The 24,049-nt window shown below is 73.5% G+C and carries 24 protein-coding genes and 1 tRNA gene; 15 read left to right on the top strand and 10 right to left on the bottom strand.

Features of this window, described 5'->3' with window-relative positions:
• Positions 1–75: 75 nt before the first annotated feature.
• Entirely contained in the window at positions 76–1,104 is a 1,029-nt protein-coding gene (locus P3H78_RS30320; protein ID WP_276112382.1) for a P1 family peptidase, read from the bottom strand.
• An 81-nt stretch (positions 1,105–1,185) separates the two neighbouring features.
• Here P3H78_RS30320 and P3H78_RS30315 point away from each other — a divergent pair, with 81 nt between their 5' ends.
• Entirely contained in the window at positions 1,186–1,356 is a 171-nt protein-coding gene (locus P3H78_RS30315; protein WP_276112381.1) for a hypothetical protein, read from the top strand.
• 103 nt (positions 1,357–1,459) lie between these two features.
• Here the strand turns inward: P3H78_RS30315 and mscL are convergent, their stop codons facing one another.
• The 6 genes from mscL to P3H78_RS30285 form a co-directional block, all read right to left on the bottom strand.
• Positions 1,460–1,918 (bottom strand): large conductance mechanosensitive channel protein MscL, encoded by a 459-nt coding sequence (mscL, locus tag P3H78_RS30310; RefSeq protein WP_276112380.1) that lies wholly within the window; start codon positions 1,916–1,918, stop codon positions 1,460–1,462.
• A 57-nt stretch (positions 1,919–1,975) separates the two neighbouring features.
• Positions 1,976–2,467, bottom strand: coding sequence for a hypothetical protein (locus P3H78_RS30305; protein WP_276112379.1), 492 nt, complete (start codon positions 2,465–2,467; stop codon positions 1,976–1,978).
• A 545-nt stretch (positions 2,468–3,012) separates the two neighbouring features.
• Entirely contained in the window at positions 3,013–3,846 is an 834-nt protein-coding gene (locus P3H78_RS30300) for an S-methyl-5'-thioadenosine phosphorylase (protein WP_276112378.1), read from the bottom strand.
• 245 nt (positions 3,847–4,091) lie between these two features.
• On the bottom strand, positions 4,092–4,424 hold the full coding sequence (locus P3H78_RS30295) for an FmdB family zinc ribbon protein (RefSeq protein ID WP_276112377.1): 333 nt from the start codon (positions 4,422–4,424) through the stop codon (positions 4,092–4,094).
• A 67-nt stretch (positions 4,425–4,491) separates the two neighbouring features.
• Positions 4,492–5,772 (bottom strand): MFS transporter, encoded by a 1,281-nt coding sequence (locus P3H78_RS30290; RefSeq protein ID WP_276112386.1) that lies wholly within the window; start codon positions 5,770–5,772, stop codon positions 4,492–4,494.
• Positions 5,773–6,217: 445 nt separating this feature from the next.
• On the bottom strand, positions 6,218–7,828 hold the full coding sequence (locus P3H78_RS30285) for a potassium/proton antiporter (protein ID WP_276112376.1): 1,611 nt from the start codon (positions 7,826–7,828) through the stop codon (positions 6,218–6,220).
• A gap of 111 nt (positions 7,829–7,939) precedes the next feature.
• On the opposite strand from P3H78_RS30285, the gene P3H78_RS30280 reads away from it, so the two are divergent.
• Positions 7,940–10,783 (top strand): penicillin acylase family protein, encoded by a 2,844-nt coding sequence (locus tag P3H78_RS30280; protein WP_276112375.1) that lies wholly within the window; start codon positions 7,940–7,942, stop codon positions 10,781–10,783.
• 79 nt (positions 10,784–10,862) lie between these two features.
• Entirely contained in the window at positions 10,863–11,309 is a 447-nt protein-coding gene (locus P3H78_RS30275) for a hypothetical protein (RefSeq protein ID WP_276112374.1), read from the top strand.
• On the opposite strand, the gene P3H78_RS30270 is transcribed toward P3H78_RS30275, so the two are convergent.
• Positions 11,299–11,916, bottom strand: a complete 618-nt coding sequence (locus tag P3H78_RS30270) for a 5-formyltetrahydrofolate cyclo-ligase (protein WP_276112373.1) — start codon at positions 11,914–11,916, stop codon at positions 11,299–11,301. The two genes, P3H78_RS30275 and P3H78_RS30270, sit on opposite strands and share 11 nt — an antisense overlap.
• A gap of 94 nt (positions 11,917–12,010) precedes the next feature.
• Between P3H78_RS30270 and galU the strand changes: the two genes are divergently transcribed.
• The 7 genes from galU (at position 12,011) to P3H78_RS30235 (ending at position 17,806) form a co-directional block, all read left to right on the top strand.
• Positions 12,011–12,922 carry a UTP--glucose-1-phosphate uridylyltransferase GalU gene (gene galU, locus P3H78_RS30265; protein WP_276112372.1) on the top strand — a complete coding sequence of 304 codons (912 nt, stop codon included), beginning with the start codon at positions 12,011–12,013 and terminating at the stop codon, positions 12,920–12,922.
• Positions 12,919–14,241, top strand: a complete 1,323-nt coding sequence (gene glp / locus P3H78_RS30260) for a molybdotransferase-like divisome protein Glp (protein ID WP_276112371.1) — start codon at positions 12,919–12,921, stop codon at positions 14,239–14,241. Before galU ends, glp begins: the two co-directional genes overlap by 4 nt.
• Before the next feature lie 199 nt (positions 14,242–14,440).
• Positions 14,441–14,953 (top strand): cyclic pyranopterin monophosphate synthase MoaC, encoded by a 513-nt coding sequence (gene moaC, locus P3H78_RS30255; protein ID WP_276112370.1) that lies wholly within the window; start codon positions 14,441–14,443, stop codon positions 14,951–14,953.
• A complete protein-coding gene (locus tag P3H78_RS30250; RefSeq protein WP_276112369.1) occupies positions 14,950–15,519 on the top strand; it encodes a MogA/MoaB family molybdenum cofactor biosynthesis protein in 570 nt (189 codons plus the stop codon). The genes moaC and P3H78_RS30250 overlap by 4 nt, the downstream gene beginning before the upstream one ends.
• A 20-nt stretch (positions 15,520–15,539) precedes the next feature.
• Positions 15,540–16,196, top strand: coding sequence for a GNAT family N-acetyltransferase (locus P3H78_RS30245; protein WP_276112368.1), 657 nt, complete (start codon positions 15,540–15,542; stop codon positions 16,194–16,196).
• A gap of 183 nt (positions 16,197–16,379) precedes the next feature.
• Positions 16,380–17,621: a divisome protein SepX/GlpR gene (sepX, locus tag P3H78_RS30240; RefSeq protein WP_276112367.1), complete on the top strand. Its 1,242-nt coding sequence runs from the start codon at positions 16,380–16,382 to the stop codon at positions 17,619–17,621.
• Positions 17,622–17,732: 111 nt separating this feature from the next.
• Positions 17,733–17,806 (top strand) — tRNA-Ala (locus P3H78_RS30235).
• Between the two features lie 167 nt (positions 17,807–17,973).
• On the opposite strand, the gene P3H78_RS30230 is transcribed toward P3H78_RS30235, so the two are convergent.
• Positions 17,974–18,450, bottom strand: coding sequence for a GNAT family N-acetyltransferase (locus P3H78_RS30230; protein ID WP_276112366.1), 477 nt, complete (start codon positions 18,448–18,450; stop codon positions 17,974–17,976).
• Positions 18,451–18,533: 83 nt separating this feature from the next.
• Here P3H78_RS30230 and P3H78_RS30225 point away from each other — a divergent pair, with 83 nt between their 5' ends.
• Complete coding sequence (locus tag P3H78_RS30225; RefSeq protein ID WP_276112365.1) at positions 18,534–19,337, top strand: exodeoxyribonuclease III; 804 nt, start codon at positions 18,534–18,536, stop codon at positions 19,335–19,337.
• Here the strand turns inward: P3H78_RS30225 and P3H78_RS30220 are convergent.
• A complete protein-coding gene (locus P3H78_RS30220; protein WP_276112385.1) occupies positions 19,325–19,975 on the bottom strand; it encodes a MerR family transcriptional regulator in 651 nt (216 codons plus the stop codon). The genes P3H78_RS30225 and P3H78_RS30220 overlap by 13 nt on opposite strands.
• A 202-nt stretch (positions 19,976–20,177) precedes the next feature.
• Between P3H78_RS30220 and P3H78_RS30215 the strand changes: the two genes are divergently transcribed.
• The 4 genes from P3H78_RS30215 to P3H78_RS30200 all read left to right on the top strand — a co-directional run bounded on the left by P3H78_RS30215 (position 20,178) and on the right by P3H78_RS30200 (position 23,914).
• Positions 20,178–21,752: a flavin-containing monooxygenase gene (locus P3H78_RS30215; RefSeq protein ID WP_276112364.1), complete on the top strand. Its 1,575-nt coding sequence runs from the start codon at positions 20,178–20,180 to the stop codon at positions 21,750–21,752.
• Complete coding sequence (locus P3H78_RS30210) at positions 21,749–22,717, top strand: alpha/beta fold hydrolase (RefSeq protein WP_276112363.1); 969 nt, start codon at positions 21,749–21,751, stop codon at positions 22,715–22,717. Before P3H78_RS30215 ends, P3H78_RS30210 begins: the two co-directional genes overlap by 4 nt.
• The gene (locus tag P3H78_RS30205; protein WP_276112362.1) at positions 22,714–23,598 is read left to right on the top strand and encodes an SDR family oxidoreductase; all 885 of its coding nucleotides are present in this window, start codon (positions 22,714–22,716) and stop codon (positions 23,596–23,598) included. The genes P3H78_RS30210 and P3H78_RS30205 overlap by 4 nt, the downstream gene beginning before the upstream one ends.
• Before the next feature lie 76 nt (positions 23,599–23,674).
• Positions 23,675–23,914 carry a hypothetical protein gene (locus P3H78_RS30200; RefSeq protein WP_276112361.1) on the top strand — a complete coding sequence of 80 codons (240 nt, stop codon included), beginning with the start codon at positions 23,675–23,677 and terminating at the stop codon, positions 23,912–23,914.
• Positions 23,915–24,049: the final 135 nt, after the last annotated feature.

The raw sequence follows: 24,049 nt of genomic DNA, 5'->3' as shown, positions 1-24,049 counted from the left end.
CCACCCCTCCGCGCTGACGTGCGCCTGTTCCTCGCGCCGTCCGGCGCCGTCCCCCGCTCGCCCCGACCCGCCCGCCTACCTGCCCCCGTACAACTCCCCGTACGTCGGCCACTCGCCGTCCGGACCCGTCACCGGCTCCGCCGCGCGTACCGCGCGGACGATCGCGCGGGTCACCATGTCCGCGCCCGCCGCCAAGACCTCGTTGAGGGCGAGGGGACGGCCCGCGTCCAGCGGACGGGCGCCGGTGGCGAGGGCGAACACGGTGTCCCCGTCGTTCAGCAGGTGCACGGGCCGCACCGCGCGGGCGATGCCGTCGTGGGCCGTGCCGGCCAGCTTCTGGGCCTGCGCCTTGGTCAGGTCCGCGTCGGTGGCGACGACGGCCAGCGTGGTGTTCAGCGGAGGGACGCCGTGCTTCGCGGCCGACTCGGCGAGCCGCTGCCGCGCGGCCTCGTGGACGGACGGCTCCGGGTACGCGACCCGCCCCCCGAACAACTCCCCGTACAGCACCCCCGTTTCCGGATCCACCGCGGATCCCGCCGCGTTGGCCACCGCCAGCGCCGCCACCGTGATCCCCGAGCCCAGCACCGTGCTCGCGGAGCCCACCCCGCCCTTGAGCGGTCCGACGGCCGCGCCCGTCCCCGCGCCGACGCAGCCCTCCGGCACCGGAGTGCCGGGCGCCCCGGCAGCCGCGTCCTCCACTGCGGCGCGCCCGGCGGCCGCGTCCGGGCGGGCCCGGAAGTCGCCGCCGCGGCCGAGGTCGAAGATGCAGGCGGCGGGCACCACCGGCACGACGTGCGCCGGGTCCTGCCCCACGCGCACCCCGCGCCCCCGCTCCTCCAGCCAGCCCATCACCCCGGAGGCCGCGTCGAGCCCGTACGCGCTGCCGCCGGTCAGCACGATCGCCTCGACCGTGCGCACCAGGTTCCGGGGGTCGAGCGCGTCGGTTTCTTTGGTGCCGGGCCCGCCCCCGCGTACGTCGACGGCGGCGACGGCACCGCCCTCCGGCGCGAGCACGACGGTGGTGCCGGTGAGCCATCCGTCGCCCCTGAACGTGGCGTGCCCCACACGCACACCGGCGACGTCCGTCAAAGAGTCAGATGTCATGGAAGCCAGTCTTCCCGCGCGACCCCGTGCCGTGGGCGCCGCGGGGGCGGCCGTGGCGGCGGCGGACCGTACTCTGGAGGTATGAGCACTGCCCCCGAGCCGCGTGATCCGAAGAACGCGCTGGTCTTCGACGACCCGCTGAGCCAGCAGTCCGCGGACGACACCGACCGCGGTTGGGGCGAGCGGCCGCACGGTGACGCCGCCGCCGACCTGAAGCGCTTCCTCGACGAGAAGCCGCCCCACCACCTCTGAACCTCCGGCGCGTCCACCGTGCCGGCCGGCCCTGCCGGGCCGGTGGGTCCTGCCCGTCCGGCGGCCCGGGAGCCTCCGCCCCCGGAGCCGGCCGGCCCGGACGTCAGCTCCGGCTGTGCTCGGGGCCGCGCTGCGCGACGAGTTCGTCGCGGATCTGCTTGAGGACTTCCAGCTCGGTGACCTCGATGATCTCCTGCGTGCCCGCCCGTTCCTTCCTGCGGGCCTCCTGCCGGGCCAGGAACTTGGCCATGGGCAGCACCATGAGGAAGTAGACGACCGCAGCGGTGATCGCGAACTGCAGGGCGGCGCCGAGCACCGAGCCCCACGCGATGGTGATGCCCTCCTTCGCCGTGCACTGCGGGCTCAGGCACGAGGTGTAGTGGTCGAGGTCCTGGGTGCCGATCGCTCCGACGACCGGGTTGATCACTCCCTTCACCACGGAGTTGACGATGTTGCTGAAGGCGGCGCCGACGACCACGGCGACGGCCAGATCGACGACGTTCCCGCGCATCAGGAAGGCCTTGAAGCCCTGCCAGACGCCCGGGTCCTTCTTCTCGCTCACCTGGGAGTCCTCCTCCGACAATCTGGTTGTGGAACAAACAGCTCCGCAACCTACGGGTCACCACAGCGTCACCGCCAGCCGGGCCGTCGCTGCGGCACCGGCCAGCCGTGCCGCCGCGGCGCGCGGCACGGACAGGGCGACGAGCGCGCCGCTGCCGCCCCGGTCCTCCACCGGGTCCGGCACGGCCGCCACGCGCGCCCCGCGGGCGACCACGTGCGCTGCGGCGCCCGTCGCCGGATCCTCCGCGGCGATGACGTCGACCCGGTCGCCGGGCCGCAGCAGCCGGACCGTGGCCGCGTCCGCGATCCGCACCGGTGCGGTCACCACGCCCATGGCGTCCGCGCCGTGCGGCTGCGTCCGGCCACGTACCGCGGGATGTCCCCTCGGCTGCCCGATCCGGGACGTGTCATGCCCGTCCCACGTCACCGCCGCCACCAGGGCGGCCGCGGTGACGGCGAGCCCGGTCGCCAGGGCACGTCTGCGGCGCAGCACCAGCCGCCGCAGCCCGTGACGGCCGCCGCGTACCCGTACGGGCGCGAACAGCGGCACTGCGCAGGGGGCGGGAGCGTCCGTGCCGGGCGGTTCCCAGGAGCCGGCCGGGCCGGCCGGGACAGCCGGGGCGGAAGTGAGGGGAGGGGCCGGAGGGCCCGGCGGGTCGGGGGAGCACGGAGGGCCGGAAGGAACCGTGGGCTCCCATGGGGGCGGAGGTGATGCGGGGGCTACGGCGGACAGCGCCTCCGGGGAGGGCGGAAACGACGGGAAGCGCCGAGACGACGGGGCGCCCGGAAGGGACGGGGCGTACGGCCGCGACGGAATGGAGGGGGACGACGGAATGGAGGGGGACGACGGAATGGAGGGGGACGACGGAGCGTACGGAGCGGGCACGGGTTCACCGCCTGTGACGTGGGATCGGCTGACGACCTCACGATCCGCGATTCCGGCCGGGTCCACCGGAGCCCGTGGACTACCCGTGGGTTGTGGACAACTCGCTCACCCGAACGAGGCGGTCCGCCCGGCGTCCGTCCCCAACACCCCCACTCGAAGGGGAACCTCCACCGGGTCCCCGCCCTGCCCCGCCCTGCCTCCGCCTCCCGCTACGGCAGGGTGAATCCGGGGTCCATGCCGCCCAGCGCCCGTGCGCACGGGCAGTCCCGGTCCGGTCCGGCGGGCAGGGCGGCGACCGCGTCGAAGAGGACGCCCCGCAGCCGTTCGACGTTGGCGGCGAACACCCGGAGCACCTCCTCGTGCGAGACGCCCTCGCCGGTCTCGGCGCCCGCGTCGAGGTCGGTGACGAGGGTCAGCGACGTGTAGCAGAGCTCCAGTTCGCGGGCGAGCGCCGCCTCGGGATGCCCGGTCATGCCGACCACCGACCAGCCCTGCGCCTGGTGCCACAACGATTCGGCACGGGTCGAGAAGCGCGGCCCCTCCACGACGACGAGTGTGCCGCCGTCGACGGCCTCCCAGTCGCGTCCGCGGGCCGCCTTCAGCGCGGCCGTGCGCCCGTGGGGGCAGTAGGGGTCGGCCAGCGAGACGTGGAGGACGTGCGGCACGGTGCCGTCGGGCAGCGGAGACCCGTCGAAGTACGTCTGCGCGCGGGACTTGGTCCGGTCGACGAACTGGTCCGGCACGAGCAGGGTGCCGGGCCCGTACTCGGGGCGCAGGCCGCCCACCGCGCACGGGCCGAGGACCTGGCGCACACCCGCGGACCGCAGCGCCCACAGGTTGGCGCGGTAGTTGATGCGGTGCGGGGGGAGGTGGTGCCCGCGGCCGTGCCGGGGCAGGAAGGCGACCCTGCGGCCGGCGATCTCGCCGAGGAAGAGGGAGTCGCTGGGCTTCCCGTACGGGGTGTCCACTTCGATCTCGGTCACGTCGTCGAGGAACGAGTAGAAGCCGGAACCGCCGATTACGCCGATCTCTGCGTTCGCCATGTCCGGCACACTATCCGCCCGCCTCCGCGGCGCCGACCCCGGTGACCGGCGGACCCCATCCCGCCCCGGACCGCAGCCCGACGGGACCCGGACCGCAGCCCTACCGGACCCGCACCGCAGCCCGACAGACCCCGCACCGCAGCCCCGCCGGGTCCGCCCCGGAGTCCCGGTCCACCCGCCCCACCCGCGCACGCCGAGAACCCCGCCGTCGTGCCACGGCGGGGTCCGGGGAAGAAAAGGAGGGGTCAGGCGGCGGAGGTGCCGGCCGTGCTCGACGTGCCGGACGACGAACCCGTCGAGGACGAGGACGAGGCGGCGGACCCGGAGGACGAGGATCCCGAGTCGGAGGACGACGAGGAGCTCGACGACTTCGACGACGCCGGGCTGCTGCTCGAGGAGGAGCCGCGGCTGTCGTTGCGGTAGAAGCCGGAGCCCTTGAAGACGATGCCGACCGCCGAGAACACCTTCTTCAGGCGGCCCTTGCAGTTCGGGCACTCGGTCAGGGCGTCGTCCGTGAACTTCTGCACCGCCTCGAGGCCCTCGCCGCACTCGGTGCACTGGTACTGGTAGGTCGGCACTGTCTTCCTCCTGGCACTCTCACTCAGTGAGTGCTAACGACGGTCCATAGTGACGTATTCCTCGGGATCAGTCCACCGACACGGGCGCGCGGTGACCGACGCCACGTGCGACCGTCCGGCCCGTGGGCCGTGCCGAGAGCCGTGACCGCAGGGTCACCAGGGTGACCAGGGCGAGCACCGTGCCGCCCAGCGGGACGAGGAACCCGGCGCCGCCCCAGAGCCGGTCCTCCAGCTGGCCGGCGACGGTGACGGCGGCGGCCTGGCCGAGCGCGACGGCGCCGGTGAGCCAGGTGAACGCCTCGGTGCGGGCGCCGGCCGGGACCAGCTCCTCGACCAGCGTGTAGCCGGTGATCAGGGAGGGGGCGATGCAGGTGCCGACGAGGAGGCCCAGGGCGCCGAGCAGGACCACCGAGTGGGCGGTCCACAGCGCGGAAGCGGCCAGCGCCAGGGCCGTGTACCCGACGACGAGGCGGCGCTGCGGGGCCACCTTCCAGGCGAGGGCGCCGCAGACCACGCCGGAGAGCATGTTCCCCGCGGCGAAGACCCCGTAGAGGACGCCGTTGAGGCCGGGTTCGCCGATGGACTCGGTGAACGCGGCCAGCGACACCTGCATGCCGCCGAAGACCGAGCCGATGCCGAGGAAGGTCGCGACGAGGACGCGCACACCGGGGATCCGCAGCGCCGAGGCGTGCTCCACGCGCGCGTGCCCGTCGGTGCCGACCGCCGGCTGGGTGCGCTTCTGGGCCGCGAACAGCAGACCGCCGACCAGGGTCAGCGCGGCCTCCGTCACCAGGCCCGCGGCCGGGGTGACGGCGGTGCACAGGGCGGTCGCGAGCAGCGGGCCCACGACGAAGGTCAGCTCGTCGGTGACCGACTCGAAGGCCGCCGCGGTGCTCATCAGCGGGGAGCCCTTCAGGGTCACACCCCACCGGGACCGGACCATGGGCCCGACCTGCGGCACCGAGGCGCCCGTCGGCACGGCGGCCGCGAACAGCGCCCACAGGGGGGCGTGTGCGAGGGCGAGCGCGGTCAGCGCCAGGCCCGCGAGGGTGTGCACCAGGACGCCGGGGACCAGCACGGCGCGCTGCCCGTGACGGTCGGCGAGCCGTCCGCTCCAGGGCGCGAACAGGGCCATGGAGACGCCGGTGGCGGCCGCGGTGGCGCCCGCCGCGCCGTAGGAGCCGGTGGTGTGCTGCACCAGCAGCACGATGGAGATCGTCAGCATCGCGAACGGCTGGCGGGCCGCGAAGCCGGGCAGCAGGAACGTCCACGCGCCGCGGGTGCGCAGCAGCTGCCCGTATCCCGGGCGGGCGGGGGCGGCCGGGGCGCCGGAGCGGCTGGGGGGGATGGGGGAGCTGGGGGAGCTGGGGGAGGAGGACGCCGGGTGGGTCGCGGCCGTCGAGGTCGTCGACTCCGCCGTGTCCGCCGCCGGTCCGGTGGTGACCGTGGATGCCACGGCCCGTGCCTTTCTGCCGCCTGGTAGCGCGGCCTCATGGCGTGGGGGCCTCGGCGCCGAGAGCTGTCCTCTTGCGCGGACTGCGGTAGATGCCGGTGCCCACGGAGGGGGGCGGACGGCCGCCATACGGTCGCGCCAGCTCTGCATCAGGCAGAGTTGGTTCGATCAGGGTGCGCCTTCATCGTACAGGGGGTCCCGGGCGGTGAGCCTGTGAAAACCGGCACCGTCCCGGCCGTTTCCCTGGGATTGCCGACGGGGTGCCGGGGCGCGCCCGCTCCCGTGCCCCCTTCGGGCGGGCGCCGCCGGGCCGTGGCCCGCCCGGGGACGCCCGGCCCGGTCAGCGGGAGCCGGGGGCGGGCCCGTCGGTGCCGAGCCAGCCGGCCAGCTTGCCGCCCCGGCCGACCGCGCGGAGCCGCCGCTCGGCCGCTTCGCGCACCGGGTCGGTGGCGACCACCAGGAGCTCGTCGCCGCGCCGCAGGACCGTCGCGGGCAGGGGGACGAAGGACGTGCCTTCCCGCACCACGAGCGTGACCGCGGCCCCGGCCGGCAGCCGCAGCTCGCCCACCTCCACGCCGTGCATCCGCGAGCCCCTGGGGATCGCCACGGACAGCAGGTGCCCGCGCAGCCGCTCCAGGGGCGCGGACTCGATGCCGAGGTCGGCCGCCTCGGGGCCCTGCCCGAGGCGCAGCGTGCGGGCCAGCCACGGCAGCGTCGGGCCCTGCACGAGGGTGTAGACGACGACCAGGACGAAGACCAGGTTGAAGATGCGGTGGGTGGTGTCGACGCCGTTCACCATGGGGATCGTGGCCAGGATGATGGGGACGGCGCCGCGCAGCCCGGCCCACGACATCAGGGTCTGCTCCTGCCACGGCACCCGGAACGGCAGCAGGCTGGCGACCACGCTGAGCGGGCGGGCCACCATGGTGAGCACCAGGCCGATGACGAGGGCGGGCCAGATGTCGTCGCCCAGTTCGTGCGGGGTGACGAGCAGGCCGAGCAGGACGAACATGCCGATCTGGGCGATCCAGCCGAGGCCCTCGGCGAAGCCGCGAGTGGCGGGCCAGTGCGGCAGCTTGGCGTTCCCGAGCGTCATCGCGGCGAGGTAGACGGCGAGGAAGCCGCTGCCGTGCGCGAGCGCGCCGGCGGCGTAGGCGCTGACCGCGATCGCCATCACGGCGATCGGGTAGAGGCCGGAGGCGGGCAGGGCGACGTGCCGCAGGCCCCAGGAGCCGAGCCAGCCCACCGCGAGGCCGACGGCGGCGCCGATGGCCAGTTCCAGGGCTATGTCGCCGAGCAGGACGTACCAGTGCTCGACCGGTCCGGAGGTGGAGAAGGCGACGACCAGGATGACCACCGGGGCGTCGTTGAACCCGGACTCGGCCTCCAGCATGCCCGTCACGCGGGAGGGCAGGGGGATCCGCCGCAGCACGGAGAAGACGGCCGCCGCGTCCGTGGAGGACACCACCGCGCCGATGATGAGCGCCTGCCGCCACGGGAGACCGACGAGGTAGTGCGCGCCGGCCGCGGTGACGCCGACGCTCACCGCGACCCCGGCCAGTGCCAGGGCGACGGCGGCCGGCAGGACCGGTTCGATCTCCTTCCACTTCGTGCCCAGACCGCCCTCGGCCAGGATCACGACGAGGGCCGCGTATCCGATGACCTGGGTCAGTTCGGCGTTGCTGAAGTGGATGTGGACGAGGCCGTCCTGGCCCATGAGGACGCCGATGCCCAGGTAGACGAGCAGGCTGGGGAGCCCGCTGCGCGACGAGATGCGGACCGCTGCGACGGCGACGAGCAGGACGAGCGAGCAGACGAGCAGGAGCTGGTTGAGGTGGTGGACAGTCAGCGGCGGTCCCTCCCCGGGATGCGGCGGCTTTTCGTTACCTTGTCTAGTTACCCTACCTAACTCTTGACGTTTTCTTGACGCTTCGGCGACGGGGCCGGGCATCCTTCCGCTCCCGGACCCGACTCCGCGTCAAGGCGCACCGGGCCCTGCGCCTATGGTTGCTCCAGCACTCCAGTACCGCCTGCCGCTCGCGTTAGGACAGCAAGGACAGCGATGCCCCCCAACACCACCGCCTCAACGGGTGACAAGCCCGGCAAGTCCGGCAGGAAGAAGGGGCGAAAAGCCCGCCTGCTCGTGCTCGTCCTGGTGCTGGCCCTCATCGGGGGCGTCGCCTACGGGGCCTTCTGGTCCGTCAGCACCGTGCGCGCCTCCTTCCCGCAGACCAAGGGCACCATCTCGCTGCCCGGCCTGTCGGGCCCCGTCGACGTCAAGCGCGACGGCAACGGCATCCCGCAGATCTACGCCTCCTCGTCCGCGGACCTCTTCATGGCCCAGGGCTACGTCCAGGCCCAGGACCGGTTCTACGAGATGGACGTGCGCCGGCACATGACCTCCGGGCGCCTGTCGGAGATGTTCGGCAGGGGCCAGGTCAAGAACGACGCCTTCCTGCGCACCCTGGGCTGGAACCGGGTGGCGCAGCAGGAGTACGACACCAAGCTCTCGCCCGCCGCCAAGAAGTACCTCCAGTCCTACTCCGAGGGGGTCAACGCCTACCTCAAGGGCAAGGACTCGCGGGACATCTCCCTGGAGTACGCGGCGCTGGGCCTGACCAACGACTACAAGCCCGAGCCGTGGACCCCGGTCGACTCCGTCGCCTGGCTGAAGGCCATGGCCTGGGACCTGCGCGGCAACATGCAGGACGAGATCGACCGCGCCCTGATGAGCAGCCGCCTGGGCCCGAAGCAGATCAAGGACCTGTACCCGGACTACCCGTACGCCCGGAACAAGGCGATCGTCACGGAGGGCCAGTACAACGCCCTCACCCGGACCTTCGACGCGAGCGGCGGCACCCCGGCCGGGTCCGCCGGCACCTCCCGGGGCACCACCGGGACGGCAGGCGCCGGCGGCACCGCCGGCACCGGGCGCACCGGCACGTCCGGCACCTCCGGGACGGCCGGCACCGGCACCGCGGGCGCCGGCGGCACCCCGGCCGGGTCCGGTGTGCAGGGCCAGCTGATGGGCCTGCGCAACGTCATGCAGGACCTGCCCGCCGCGGTCGGCGTGAACGGCAACGGCATCGGCTCGAACTCGTGGGTGGTGGCCGGGAAGTACACCATCACCGGCAAACCGCTGCTGGCCAACGACCCGCACCTGGGCCCCGCGCTGCCGTCGGTCTGGTACCAGATGGGCCTGCACTGCCGCTCGGTCTCCAGCGCCTGCCCCTACGACGTCACCGGCTACACCTTCTCCGGCATGCCCGGTGTGGTCATCGGCCACAACCAGGACATCGCCTGGGGCATGACGAACTCCGGCGTCGACGTCAGCGACCTGTACCTGGAGAAGCTCAGCGGCGACGGCTACCAGCGCGACGGCAAGGTGGTGCCCTTCCGGACCCGCCAGGAGACCATCAAGGTGGCCGGCGGCGCCTCCAAGTCGATCGTCGTCCGGGAGACCAACAACGGCCCCCTGCTGTCGGACCGCGACGACGAACTCGTCACGGTCGGCCGCAAGGCCGCCGTGGACACCGCCGCCCCCGACCGCGGGGACGGCTACGCCGTCGCCCTGAAGTGGACCGCCCTGGAACCGGGCACCACCATGGACGCCGTCTTCGCCCTCGACCGCGCCAAGGACTTCCACCAGTTCCGCTCGGCGGCGGCCCTGTTCGACGTGCCCTCGCAGAACCTGATCTACGCGGACACCCGCAACCACATCGGCTACACGCTGCCCGGCCGCATCCCGATCCGCGCCAAGAGCGACGACGGCTCGATCCCCGCGCCGGGCTGGGACTCGAAGTACGACTGGACCGGCTACATCAAGCAGGACGAGCTGCCCTACGAGTACGACCCCGAGCGCGGCTACGTCGTCACCGCCAACCAGGCCGTCGTCGACCCGGGCAGCTACCCGTACACGCTCACCACGGACTGGGGCTACGGCACCCGCAGCCAGCGCATAAGCGACCTGATCCAGTCGAAGATCGACGGCGGGGGCAAGATCTCCACCGAGGACATGCGACAGATGCAGCTGGACGACAGCAGCGAGATCGCGAAGCAGCTCGTGCCCCAGCTGCTGAAGATCGACATCGGCGACAAGGACGTCCGCCAGGCGCAGAAGCTCCTGGAGGGCTGGGACTACACCCAGGACGCCGACTCCGCGGCGGCCGCCTACTTCAACGCCGTCTGGCGCAACATCCTCAAGCTCGCCTTCGGCAACAAGCTGCCCAAGGAGCTCCGCGTCCAGGGCCAGTGCCTGTGGGTCGAGCCGGCCGACAACACCGGCCCGGCCGACCAGGACCAGAAGGTCCGCGAGTGCGGCGAGCGCGACAGCGACCAGGCGCAGCCCGACGGCGGCGACCGCTGGTTCGAGGTGGTGCGCACCCTCATGGACGACCCGAACAGCGACTGGTGGAAGACCCCGGCGTCGGGCACCCGGCCCAAGGCCGACAACCGCGACGAGCTGTTCGCCCGCGCCATGATCGACGCCCGCTGGGAGCTGACCGCCAAGCTCGGCAAGGACATCGACACCTGGAGCTGGGGCCGGCTGCACCGCCTGTTCCTGAAGAACCAGACCCTCGGCACCGACGGGCCCGGCCTCCTGAAGTACGTCCTCAACCGCGGCCCCTGGAAGCTCAGCGGCGGCGAGGCCGCGGTCGACGCCACGGGCTGGGACGCGGCCGGTGGCTACGGCGTCGTCTGGGTGCCGTCGATGCGGATGGTGGTCAACCTGGCCGACCTCGACAAGTCCCGGTGGATCAACCTCACCGGCGCCTCGGGGCACGCCTTCAGCGCCCACTACACCGACCAGACCGGCAAGTGGGCCAAGGGCGAACTGCTGCCGTGGTCCTTCTCGCCGGGCGCGGTCGACCGGAGCACCAGCGACCGCCTCGTCCTCACACCCTGAGCGCACGCGGAGCGCAGGGCCCGCATCCCCTGGGGATGCGGGCCCTGCGGCGTTGTCGGACCCGCCCCCTATAGTGATCATGACCCGCGCACGACCAGCCCGGGTGCACTACGAAACGGGGTTCATCGTGTCCTACCGCAGGTTCCTGAAGCCGCTCGCCCTCGCCACCGCCCTGGTGGGTCTGGCGGCCTCGCCGGCGGCCGCCGATTCCAACGGCACCTTCAGCACCGGCTCCGGCCACTACGTGACGGTGTCCGGCAAGTACCAGGTCAACAACCGGGCGGGCGACCAGCGTGTCTGGTTCATCGGCACGCTGAACAAGAAGACCAGGTCCGGCTGCGACTACCTGGAGGCCGGCTCCGTCGACTCCAAGCTCGTCCTGAAGAAGAAGTGCGGCGGCGCCGGCAAGGTCAAGATCTACAAGAAGATCGACATGGGCCTTCTGGACGACTACGTCTACTACCGGGCCTGCCACACCTACGACGACTACAAGAAGTGCGGCCCGCTGAAGCACATCAAGCTCTGAACCGCCTGATCCCCGACGGCGTCACGACCGCCTGCACCGGGCGGTCGTGCGCCTCCGCCGGGAGGTGCGCGACGACCTCCGCGTCGTACAGCAGCACCACCAGGGCGGGCCGCGCGCCGGCCCGCTCCAGCCGGGCCAGGACCCGGTCGTAGGAGCCGCCGCCGCGGCCCAGGCGCATCCCGCGCGCGTCGACGGCGAGCCCCGGCAGCAGGACCACGTCCGCCGACGCCACCGCGTCCGGCCCGAGCCGCTCCCCGGCAGGCTCCAACAGGGCCATCCGCCCGCCGTGTTGCACGCGCGCGAGGGAGCCCTCCCCGTCGTAGACGCCCCAGTCGAGGTCGTTGTCCGCCAGCAGCGCCGGCAGCAGCACCCGCGTGCCCCGCCCGCGCAGTGCCTCCAGCAGCGCCCCGGTGCCCGGTTCGGTGCCGACGGAGACGTACGCGGCCACCGTGCCCGCCCCCGCCAGCTCCGGCAGTTCCAGGGCCCGCAGGGCCAGCGCGTCCCCCGCCTCCCGCACGCCGTCCGCGGTCAGCCCGCTCCTCGCCGCGAGGCACTCCCGCCGCAGCACACGCTTGTCGGAACCGCCCGCGCGTCCGGTGTCGTCCAACGTCGTTCCCGTGCCTTTCCCCGCACTCCGCATTGATGTCCAATTAACCGGAGCTTCAGATTCAGTGCAAAAGGCACCGGTTAGGGTGGCGGCCATGACACAGTCGCACCCCAGGATCACCAAGGCTGTCATCCCCGCAGCGGGCCTCGGCACCCGGTTCCTGCCGGCCACCAAGGCCACTCCCAAGGAGATGCTGCCGGTCGTGGACAAGCCGGCGATCCAGTACGTGGTCGAGGAGGCCGTCACCGCGGGTCTCGACGACGTCCTCATGGTCACGGGCCGCAACAAGCGCCCCCTCGAGGACCACTTCGACCGCAACTACGAGCTGGAGTCCGCCCTGGAGAAGAAGGGCGACGGGGAGCGGCTCGCCAAGGTCCAGGAGTCCAGCGACCTCGCGACCATGCACTACGTCCGCCAGGGCGACCCCCGGGGACTGGGTCACGCCGTGCTCTGCGCGGCCCCGCACGTGGGCCGGGAGCCCTTCGCGGTGCTTCTCGGCGACGACCTGATCGACCCGCGCGACCCGCTGCTCCAGCGGATGATCGACGTGCAGGAGGGCTACGGCGGCAGCGTCGTCGCGCTCATGGAGGTCGCGCCCGAGCAGATCCACCTCTACGGCTGCGCGGCCGTCGAGGGCACCGGCGACAGCGACGTCGTCAAGGTCACCGGCCTCGTGGAGAAGCCCGAGGCGGCGGAGGCCCCCTCGAACTACGCGATCATCGGCCGGTACGTCCTCGACCCGCACATCTTCGACATACTGCGCACCACCGAGCCCGGACGCGGCGGCGAGATCCAGCTCACCGACGCCCTCCAGCAGCTCGCCGAGGACGAGGAGGTCGGCGGCCCGGTGCACGGCGTCGTCTTCAAGGGCCGCCGCTACGACACCGGCGACCGCGGCGACTACCTGCGTGCCATTGTCAGACTCGCATGCGAACGTGAGGACCTGGGCCCGGACTTCAGGGCCTGGCTTCAGCGGTACGTAGCCGAGGAGATGCAACGAAGTTGAGCAGCGCCGCGCCCCGCCCCACCGGTCCCGACCACCTGTGGTCGGTGGACGAGCACCTCGAGGACGTGCTCACCACCGTCCGCCCGCTGGACCCCATCGAGCTGAACCTGCTCGACGCCCAGGGCTGCGTCCTGGTCGACGACGTCATGGTGCCGGTGTCCCTGCCGCCCTTCGACAACAGCTCCATGGACGGGTACGCGGTGCGGGTCACGGACGTGGCCGGGGCGAGCGAGGAGTACCCGGCCGTGCTCGAGGTCGTCGGGGACGTGGCCGCGGGCGCGGCCGACCTCGCACCGGTGGGCCCCGGCCAGGCCGCCCGCATCATGACGGGCGCCCCCCTGCCGCCCGGCGCGGAGACCGTCGTCCCCGTGGAATGGACCGACGGCGGACTCGGCGGGGGCCCCGTCGGCGGCATGCGCGCCCGCAGCCTCGCCCCCGAGGGCGCCTTCGGACAGGTCCGCGTGTACCGCCCGGCGGTCGCCCGCGCCCACGTCCGCGCCCAGGGCAGCGACGTCCGCGCCGGCGACCGCGCCCTGGAGGCCGGCACCGTCCTCGGCCCCCCGCAGATCGCACTGCTCGCGGCGATCGGCCGCGGCACCGTCCGGGTCCGCCCGCGCCCCCGGGTGGTCGTGATGTCCACCGGCAGCGAGCTCGTCCAGCCCGACGAGGCGCTGGGCAAGGGCCAGATCTACGACTCCAACAGCTTCGCCCTGACCGCGGCCGCGCGGGACGCCGGCGCCATCGCCTACCGGGTCGGCGCCGTCGCCGACGACGCCGAGATCCTGCGGTCCACCGTCGAGGACCAGCTCGTCCGCGCCGACCTGATGGTCACCAGCGGCGGAGTCAGCGTCGGGGCGTACGACGTCGTCAAGGAGGCCCTGTCGTCCGTCGGCGACGAGGACGGGCCCGGCGGCGGCGTCGACTTCCGCAGGCTGGCCATGCAGCCCGGCAAACCCCAGGGCTTCGGCACCGTCGGCCCCGACCACGTCCCGCTGCTGGCGCTGCCCGGCAACCCCGTCTCGTCGTACGTCTCCTTCGAGCTGTTCGTCCGTCCCGCGATCCGCACCCTGATGGGCCTCACCGACGTCCACCGGCCCCGGACCCGGGCCACCCTCGCCGCCGACAAGGCCCTCACCTCGCCCGAGGGGCGCCGGCAGTTCCTGCGCGGGGCGTACGCCGACGGCGAGGTCAGGCCCGTCGGCGGCTCCGGATCCCATCTGATCGCCGCCCTGGCCCAGGCCGACGCGCTGATCGTCGTCCCCGAGGACACCACGTCCGTCGAGCCCGGCGCCGAGGTCGAGGTCGTCCTGCTGGTCTGACCCCCTTCGCCCCGGCCCGCCCGGGTCCGCCCCGGACCGGGAACCGGGAGCGGCCGGCTTCCCGTGCGGCGGCCGGGCCGGCCCGGCCGCGGGCCGCGGGGGTCGGCTCCGCCCGCCCGCCCCGGCGGGCGGTACCGTGTCGCGCACAACAGGCCCGCACCGCACCGCGCCGGGCCCGGACCGGGAGCGCCACACGATCATGACCGTGCCTTCCCGGGGGGACACCCCCGGACCCTCCGCCCAGGACCGGCTGACGCACCTCGACGACGCGGGCGCCGCCCGCATGGTCGACGTGTCCGGCAAGGACGTCACCGCGCGGACCGCCCGCGCGAGCGGCCGCGTCCTCGTCTCGCGCCGCGTGGTCGAGCTGCTGCGCGGCGAGGGCGTCCCCAAGGGCGACGCCCTCGCGACCGCCCGGATCGCGGGCATCATGGGCGCCAAGCGCACCCCGGACCTGATCCCGCTGTGCCACCCGCTGTCGCTGTCGGGTGTGACACTGGACCTGACGGTCGCGGACGACGCCGTGGAGATCCGCGCCACGGTGCGCACCACGGACCGCACCGGCGTCGAGATGGAGGCGCTCACGGCGGTCTCCGTGGCCGCCCTCACCGTGATCGACATGGTCAAGGCGATCGACAAGGGAGCGGTCGTCACGGACGTGCGCGTGGAGGAGAAGACGGGCGGCAAGTCGGGCGACTGGAGCCGGACATGACTCAGGAGCAGCCGGAGGCGGGCACCGCGCCCGCGCCGTACCGCGCCCTGGTGGTGACCGCGTCCAACCGCGCCGCCGCGGGCGTCTACGCGGACCGGGGCGGGCCGCTGATCGCCGACGGGCTGCGGGCCCTCGGCTTCACCGTCGACGGACCCTCGGTCGTGCCCGACGGCGACCCGGTGGAGGAGGCGCTGCGCGCCGCCGTGACGGCCGGGTACGACGTCGTGGTCACCACCGGCGGCACCGGCATCTCGCCCACCGACCGGACCCCCGAGGCGACCCGCCGCGTCATCGACCACGAGGTGCCGGGCATCGCCGAGGCCGTGCGGGCCTTCGGCCGGGAGAAGGTGCCGACCGCGGCGCTCTCCCGGGGCCTGGCGGGCGTCGCCGGCCGCACCCTGATCGTCAACCTGCCCGGCTCCACCGGCGGGGTGAAGGACGGACTGGCCGTCCTCGAACCCCTGTTGGGGCACGCCGTCGACCAGCTCCGCGGCGGGGACCACCCCGGGCCGGTCGCCGGTCCCCACGGCGGCGACCGTCCCGGACGTCCAGGGGGTGCGCGCTGAACAGCCCATCCTGGCCCGTCGTGCTCGCCGAGGGCGATGTCGTCCTGCGGCCGATAAAGCTGCGCGACCAGCGGGCCTGGCGCGAGGTCAACCGGCGCAACCGGGACTGGCTGCGGCCCTGGGAGGCGACGATCCCGCCGCCCACGCCCAGCGGCCCGATCGCGCACCGGCCGACGTACCGGCAGATGGTCCGCCACCTCAGGTCGGAGGCGCACGCCGGCCGGATGCTGCCGTTCGTCATCGAGTACCAGGGGCGCCTGGTGGGGCAGTTGACGGTCGCCGGGATCACCTGGGGCTCGATGTGCTCGGGCCACGTCGGCTACTGGGTGGACCAGTCGGTCGCCGGACGCGGGGTGATGCCGACCGCGGTGGCCCTCGTCGTCGACCACTGTTTCCGCACCGTCGGCCTGCACCGCATCGAGGTCTGCATTCGCCCGGAGAACGGGCCGAGCCGTCGGGTGGTGGAGAAACTCGGATTCCGCGAGGAGGGGCTGCGGCCGCGTTATCTCCACATCGACGGGGCCTGGCGGGACCATCTGGTCTTCGCGCTCACCGCGGAGGAGGTCCCCGACGGACTGCTGTCCCGCTGGCGGCGCAACCGGGCACAGCGGACCCACGACACCACGACCGGGACCCGCAGGACGACCGGCGGGAATCCCGCACACCCCGGAAATTGAATATCTGTTCGAAATTGATCCCTCTCGATCCCTCGATGACCGTCTTGGATGCCGGGAATTCCCGGCCTTGACGGCCCGGTGATCGCATCGATCACAAAAAAAGTTCGAAATATCAGCCAGATCGTGCGACACACCGGCCCAATTGGCGGATGGCCTCATGCAAACCCCTCTACCGTGTGAGACGTGAGCAGCAGCGGCCTCATCTACGCAGTCATCGTCGGGGCCTGGGCCGCCTACTTGGTGCCCATGTGGCTCCGTAGGCAGGACGAGCTGAACGAGGCTCGTCCGACGGAACGCTTCAGCACCGCCATCCGGCTGCTGTCCGGACGGGCGGGAATGGAGCGCCGGTACGCCAAGGACCTGCGGGCGCGTTCCTCCGGGACGGGGGAGCCCGACGCCGGTGAACCGGACGGCATCACCGACTCGGTGGACGTCCGGGCCTTCGCCGTGCCGCCGGCCCGCAGCCAGGAGCCCTCCCCGGAACCGGCCCGCGACCGCGTGTCCCGCGCTGCGGCGAGACCCGCGGCCCCGGCCGCCCGGTCCACCGTCCCGGGCGCCGAGCCGGCCGCCCCCGCGGCCCGGTCCACCGCGACGGCACCCGCACCCGGCGACGCGCGCGGCCGCACCCGCGTGCCCGCCGCCCGGCGGGCCCCCGGCTCGGAGGCGGCCGCAGCACGCGCCCGGCGCACCAAGGTCCTCGCACGCCGCCGGCGCACCACCGTCATGCTCTTCCTCGCCTTCACCGCCGGCGCGATCGTCGCGGCCGTGGGCGGCCTGGCCTTCCTGTGGGCACCCGGCGTGCCCGCCCTCCTGCTCAGCGGGTACATCGTGTACCTGCGGTCGCAGGAGCGGCGCCGCTTCGCCTTCCACATGGACCGCCGGCAGGCGGAGGCCGCCGCACAGCGGCTGCGCGAGCGCCCTCCGCGCCGCCGTGCCGCCGCGGAGCAGGAGACGCACGAGGCGGACGCCGGACCCGAAGCGGAGGCCGACCCGGAACTGTCCAGCCTCGCAGCCGACCGGCGCGCCCTCGTCGAGCAGACCGACCACGCCGAGTGGCTCGACCAGCAGCGCGAGCGCCGCCCCGGGCAAGGGGACAGCTGGGACCCGGTGCCCGTGCCGCTGCCGACGTACGTGACCGCGCCGGTCGCTCCCCGCGCCACCTCCGAGGTGGACCTCGGCGCCCCCGGCACCTGGAGCTCGGCCCGCTCAGGCTCGGCCCTGCCGGAGCCGGACGCGGTGGCCGCCGCCGGGGACGACGAGGCGCGCGAGCCGGGCGAGCCCGCGGAGCAGCCGGAGGACGCCGCGGACGCCGGACGCACGGACGCCCGCCGCGCCGCCTCCGCCCGCCGCTCCCGCGAGCGCGGCCGGACGCCGCTCTTCGACCAGTACGAGGACGGGGGCCGTCCGCGGGCCGCCAACGAGTAGCAGGAGGGCGGCCCGGCGGCGGGCGGCATCCGCCGCTCCCCGCCCGCTGACCTGGCGGGGAGCGGATTTCCAACCACCCGCGCGGGGATGCTAGAGTTTCACTCGTTGCAAGGGCCTGTGGCGCAGTCCGGTAGCGCACCTCGTTCGCATCGAGGGGGCCAGGGGTTCAAATCCCCTCAGGTCCACGCAGCTCGGAGCCCGATCGGTATCACCGATCGGGCTCCGACTTTTTTGCGGCACCCTCCGCGGCGCCGTCCACCGCCGCCCCGGCCACATGCCCCCGAGCGCCCTCCGCGCTCCCGGCGGGGCCCCCGCCGGGACAACGGGCGGGGACCGACGCGTACTTGGCCGGCTACAGCCGCTTGGCGAGGCAGATGCTCGAGTCGTACTCCCGGTAGTAGCCGAACTTGACGCACGGCTCGTAGCCGCAGGAGCCGTACAGGGCGACGGCCTCCGGCTGCTGGTCGCCCGTCTCCAGGACCATCCGGACGCGGCCCGCGGCGCGGGCGTCGTCCTCCAGCGCGGCGAGGATGCGCCGGGCCAGGCCGCGGCCGCGCATCTGCGCCACCACGAACATCCGCTTCAGCTCCGCGTCGCCGTCCTCGTTGCCCTCCGCGTTCGCGTCCCGGCCGCGCCAGCCGCCCGTCGCGACGGGGGTGCCGTCCACGTCGTAGGCGATCAGGTACAGGCCGTTCGGCGGCCGGAAGTCCGCCGGGTCCAGCTGCGTGGCGTCGCCGCCGTCGCCGTAGCGCACGTGGTACTCGGCCTGTACCTCGTCGTTGAGCTTCACGGCGTCGGGGTGGTCGAAGGGAACGGGGCGGAGAATCATGGGGGAACCGTAGATCACTGCGGGGGCGGACAGGTGGGCCGTCTCGGACGAGACCCCGTCCAGTGTGCCGGTAAGGTGCCGGGATGCTCACTGTGACGACCGCCAATGTGAACGGACTGCGGGCCGCCGCGAAGAAGGGCTTCGTGGAGTGGCTCGCGGCGACGGACGCCGACGTGCTCTGCCTGCAGGAGGTGCGGGCCGAGCCGCACCAGCTGCCCGAGCCCGTCCGCGCGCCCGAGGGCTGGCACGTCGTGCACGCCCCGGCCGCCGCCAAGGGCCGCGCGGGCGTCTCCCTCTGCACCCGCCGTGAGCCCGACCGCGTCCGGGTGGGCTTCGGCTCCGCCGAGTTCGACGGCAGCGGCCGCTACGTCGAGGCCGACCTGCCCGGCCTCACGGTGGCCAGCCTCTACCTGCCCTCCGGCGAGGTCGGCACCGAGCGGCAGGACGAGAAGGTCCGCTTCATGGGCGAGTTCCTCGCCCATCTGAAGGAACTGCGGGAGCGGGCCGCTGCCGACGGGCGCGAGGTGCTCGTCTGCGGCGACTGGAACATCGCCCACCAGCAGGCCGACCTGAAGAACTGGCGCGGCAACACCAAGAACTCCGGCTTCCTCCCCGAGGAGCGCGACTGGCTCTCCCGGGTCCTCGCCCCGGCCGACGGCGGCTACGTCGACGTGGTCCGCGCCCTGCACCCGGACACCGAGGGCCCGTACAGCTGGTGGTCCTACCGGGGGCGCGCCTTCGACAACGACACGGGGTGGAGGATCGACTACCAGGCGGCGACGCCGGGGCTGGCGGCCACGGCGGTCAAGGCGTTCGTGGAGCGGGCGGCCACGCACGCGGAGCGCTGGTCGGACCACGCCCCGGTGACGGTCGTCTACGACCGCTGAGCCGTCCGGTCCCGCCCGCTGTCCCGCCCGCCGAGGTACCGGTCCAGGGCCATCGACAGTTCCGCCTCCACCACGCTCTTGGCCAGGGGGCGGAGCCGGTGGAGCTCCTCCTCGGGGGCGTGGCGGGTGACGAGGTCGGTGAAGAGGGCGGCGAGGGCGTCGGCGTGGTCGCGGACGCGTTTGCCGGCGGCGAGGACCTCGGCGAGGGGGATGCCCTCGCGGACCAGGGCGGCGGAGACGTCGAGCAGACGACGGCTGACGTGCACGATCTCGTCGCCGTCGGTGCCGAGGTAGCCGAGGTCCATGGCGGCCGCGAGGTTCTCCGCGGTGACCTCGCCGGCGAAGCGGTCGGCGAGTTCCTCCGGGGTCAGGCGGACCGGGGTCTCCTCGGTGGGGCCGCCGACGCCGAGCAGGTCGCCGACGTCCCGGCCGTGGTCGAAGGCCTCCGCCAGCTCGGCGATGCCGTTGAGGGTGTGGCCGCGCTCCAGCAGGGCGGAGATGGTGCGCAGCCTGGCCAGGTGGTGGTCGTCGTACCAGGCGATGCGGCCCTCGCGGCGGGGCGGCGGGATCAGCTTGCGCTCCCGGTAGAAGCGCAGGGTGCGCACCGTGATGCCGGCCAGCCGGGCCAGCTCCTCCATGCGGTACTCGCGTCGTCCACCGTCGTCTGCCACACCGGCACCCTATGTTGTACCGCCGGTAACTTTCCTTGTCCCGCCCCCTACCGCTCGGTACGGACCTCCTCTACGCTCCCACTGCGCCAGTGTTCACTGGCAGAGTCGGCGGGGCCGGTGCGTCCGGCGCGGCCGCCTACGGGCAACGCGAGGCATGGAGGGGCGCGCAATGGCCGAACACGAGCATGTGCGGGTGGCGGTGATCGGGTCCGGGTTCGGCGGGCTCGGCGCGGCCGTACGCCTGCGCCGCGAGGGGATCACCGACTTCGTCGTCCTGGAACGCTCGGACAGCGTCGGCGGCACCTGGCGCGACAACAGCTATCCGGGATGTGCCTGCGACGTGCCGTCCCACCTCTACTCCTTCTCCTTCGCGCCCAACCCGGACTGGCCGCGCACCTTCTCCGGGCAGGAGCACATCCGCGCCTACCTGGAGCACGTCGCGGACGTCTTCGGGCTCCGCCCGCACCTGCGCTTCCACGCCGAGGTCACACGGATGACCTGGAACGCCGAGCGGCTGTGCTGGGACATCGAGACCGCCGCCGGACGGCTCTCCGCCGACGCCGTGGTCTCCGCGACCGGCCCGCTGTCCGACCCGAGGCTCCCCGCGGTGAAGGGCCTGGAGACCTTCCCCGGGAAGGTCTTCCACTCCGCCCGCTGGGACCACGGACTCGACCTGCGGGGCAAGCGGGTCGCCATGATCGGCACCGGCGCCTCCGCCATCCAGATCGTGCCCGCCGTCCAGCCCGACGTGGCGAAGCTCACCCTCTTCCAGCGGACCCCTCCGTGGGTCATGCCGCGGGTGGACCGCGAGATCAGCGGCCTGGAGCGCCGGCTGCACCGGGCGCTGCCCTTCACCGCGCAGGCGCGCCGCGGACTGCTGTGGGGCATCCGGGAGCTCCAGGTCCAGGCGTTCACCAAGCGTCCGAACGAGCTGGGCATCGTCGAGCGGCTGGCCCGGCGCAACATGACCCGCGCCGTCAAGGACCCGGCGCTGCGCGCCAAGCTGACCCCGGACTACCGCATCGGCTGCAAGCGGATCCTGCTGTCGAACACCTACTATCCGGCCCTGGCCCGGCCGAACGTGGACGTCGTGGCCGCCGGGCTCACCGAGGTGCGGGGCTCGACCCTGGTCGGTGCCGACGGCAGCGAGGCCGAGGCCGACGTGATCATCTTCGGGACCGGCTTCCACGTGACCGACATGCCGATCGCCGAGCGGGTCGTCGGGGCGGACGGCCGCACCCTGGCGGAGACCTGGAAGGGCGGCATGGAGGCCCTGCGCGGCGCCTCCGCCGCGGGCTTCCCGAACTGGATGACGATCATCGGGCCGAACACCGGCCTCGGCAACTCCTCGATGATCCTCATGATCGAGTCGCAGCTGAACTACATGGCGAACTTCCTGCGCCAGTTGAACGTGCTCGGCGGCCGGGTCGCCCTCGACGCCCGCCCCGAGGCCGTGGACGCCTGGAACGACTTCGTGCAGGAGCGCATGAAGCGCACCGTGTGGACCACCGGCGGCTGCACCAGCTGGTACCTGGACGCGCGCGGCCGCAACACCACCGTCTGGCCGGGCACCACGGCGGAGTTCCGCCGGGCCACCCGCCGGGTGGACCTGGGCGAGTACCGGGTGCTGCGGTCCCCGGCCGCGGAGGACGGCCACGGGGCGACCGCGCCGCGCACGGCGGGATCCGCCGCCGGTGCGGCCGCGGACGGCACCCCGCAGCAGCCCGCGGAGGTGGAGGCGTGAGCCGTCCGACCCCCGTGGCCGCAGGCCCGTACGCGCCGCCCGTGCCCGCCCGCACCCTCACCGCCGTGTCCGCCGACGGCGCCCGGCTGCACGTGGAGGTGCACGGACCCGAGAGCGACCCGGACGCCCCGGACACCCCGGTCGTCGTGTTCTCCCACGGATGGACCTGCTCGACCGCCTTCTGGGCCGCGCAGATCCGCGACCTCGCCGCGGACCACCGGGTCGTCGCCTACGACCAGCGCGGTCACGGCCGCAGCCCGGCGAGCGCGGCGTGCAGCACCGACGCCCTCGCCGACGACCTGGAGGCGGTGCTCGCGGCGACCCTGGAACCGGGCCGGAGGGCCGTGATCGTCGGGCACTCCATGGGCGGCATGACCGTGATGGCCGCGGCCGCCCGGCCCCGCTTCCGCGCGCACGCGGCCGCCGTCCTGCTGTGCAGCACCGGCAGTTCGCGGCTGGTCGCCGAGTCGACCGTCGTGCCGATCCGCGCCGGACGGCTGCGGACCTGGCTGACCGGGCGGGTCCTCGGCTCCCGCGCGCCGCTCGGGCCGGTCACGCCGGCCGCCCGGCGGATCCTCAAGTACGCGACGATGGGCGCCGGTTCCGCCCCGCACATGGTGGAGGCGTGCGCGCGGATCGTGCACGCCTGCCCGCGCCGGGTGCGGCACGCCTGGTCGCAGGTGCTGAACGGGCTCGATCTCGACCACGGTGTCGCGGAGTTGGAGGTGCCGACCGCGGTGATCGCGGGCACCGCCGACCGGATGACCCCGGTGGTGCACGCGCGGGCGCTGGCGGCGGCGCTCCCGCGGTGCGCCGGACTGACCGAGCTGCCCGGGCTCGGGCACATGACCCCGGTGGAGGCTCCCGAGCTGGTCACCGCGAGGATCCGGGAACTGGTCACCGTCCATGCGCCGGCGGACGGCCCGCGGCACGGCGACGACGCAACGATCAAGGAGGGTGCATGAGCAGGGTGAGTCTGGAGGGGCAGGTCGCGGTCGTCACCGGCGCCGCACGGGGCGTCGGCGAGCTGCTCGCGCGCAAGCTGTCCGCCCGCGGCGCGCGCGTCGCGCTCGTCGGGCTGGAGCCGGACGCGCTCAAGCAGGTGTCCGAGCGGCTGCACGGGGACAGCGCCCACTGGCACGCCGACGTGACCGACCACGAGGCGATGAGCCGGGTCGCCGCCGAGGTGAAGGAGCGCTTCGGGAAGGTCGACATCGTGGTCGCCAACGCCGGTGTGGCGAACGGCGGTCCGTTCGCCGACTCCGACCCGGAGTCCTGGCGGCGGGTCATCGAGGTCAACCTCATCGGGTCGGCCGTGACGGGCCGGGCGTTCCTGCCGGTGCTCACCGAGAGCCGCGGCTACCTGCTCCAGGTCGCCTCGCTCGCCGCGATCACCCCGGCGCCGATGATGACGGCGTACTGCGCGTCCAAGTCGGGCGTCGAGGCGTACGCGCACAGCCTGCGGGCCGAAGTCGGCCACCGGGGTGTGCGGGTGGGCGTCGCCTACCTGTCGTGGACGGACACGGACATGGTGCGCGGGGCCGATCAGGACGACGTCATGCGGGAGTTGAGGCAGCGGCTGCCGTGGCCGTCCAACAAGACCTACCCGCTCGGCCCGGCCGTGGACCGGATCGTGGCCGGCATCGAGCGGCGCTCCGGTCACGTGTACGGGCAGTGGTGGCTGCGCGGGATGCAGGGGGTGCGCGGCTACCTGCCGGGCGTCATCGGCACGGTCGGCCGGCGGGAGATGCGGCGGTTCTCCGACCGGCTGACGGGCATGCGGACGGGCCTGGTGGGAGCGGGTGGCGCGGCCGACGAACAGGAGCGCGCTACGGTGCGTGACTGATCGACATGCGCAGGGTCACGGGCCGTGTGAATCTGGTCGAGCCCGATCCCCTCACCCACTTTGGGAGTGAACACGCATGGGCATGAAGGACAAGTTCCAGGACCAGGCCGAGCAGATGCAGCAGGGCAGGCAGAAGGCCGGCGAGACCCGCGAGACCCGCGAGAAGACGGGCCAGCACCCGGGCCAGCACCCGGGGCAGCACACCGGCCAGCAGCAGCGCGAGCGCTCCTCCCAGCCGCGTGACCGTGCCCGCCAGGGCATGGAGAACACGCGGGACGAGATGGAGGACCGCTTCGACCAGGACCACGACGCCTAGTCGCTGCGCTCGGCCCCGGCCGTGAACGCGTGGGGTGCCCCAGTGAGTTCGGGGCACCCCACGTCCGCGCCGTGGGCACTGCCGAGCCGTACGTGCCGTGCCGTGCGGTGCCCGGTGGTGCAGCGCCTGTCCGGT

Source organism: Streptomyces tropicalis (assembly GCF_029269835.1).
GTDB lineage: Bacteria > Actinomycetota > Actinomycetes > Streptomycetales > Streptomycetaceae > Streptomyces > Streptomyces tropicalis.
The sequence above is the reverse complement of the archived record's forward strand: the minus strand, read 5'-3'. Positions and strand labels throughout refer to the sequence as shown.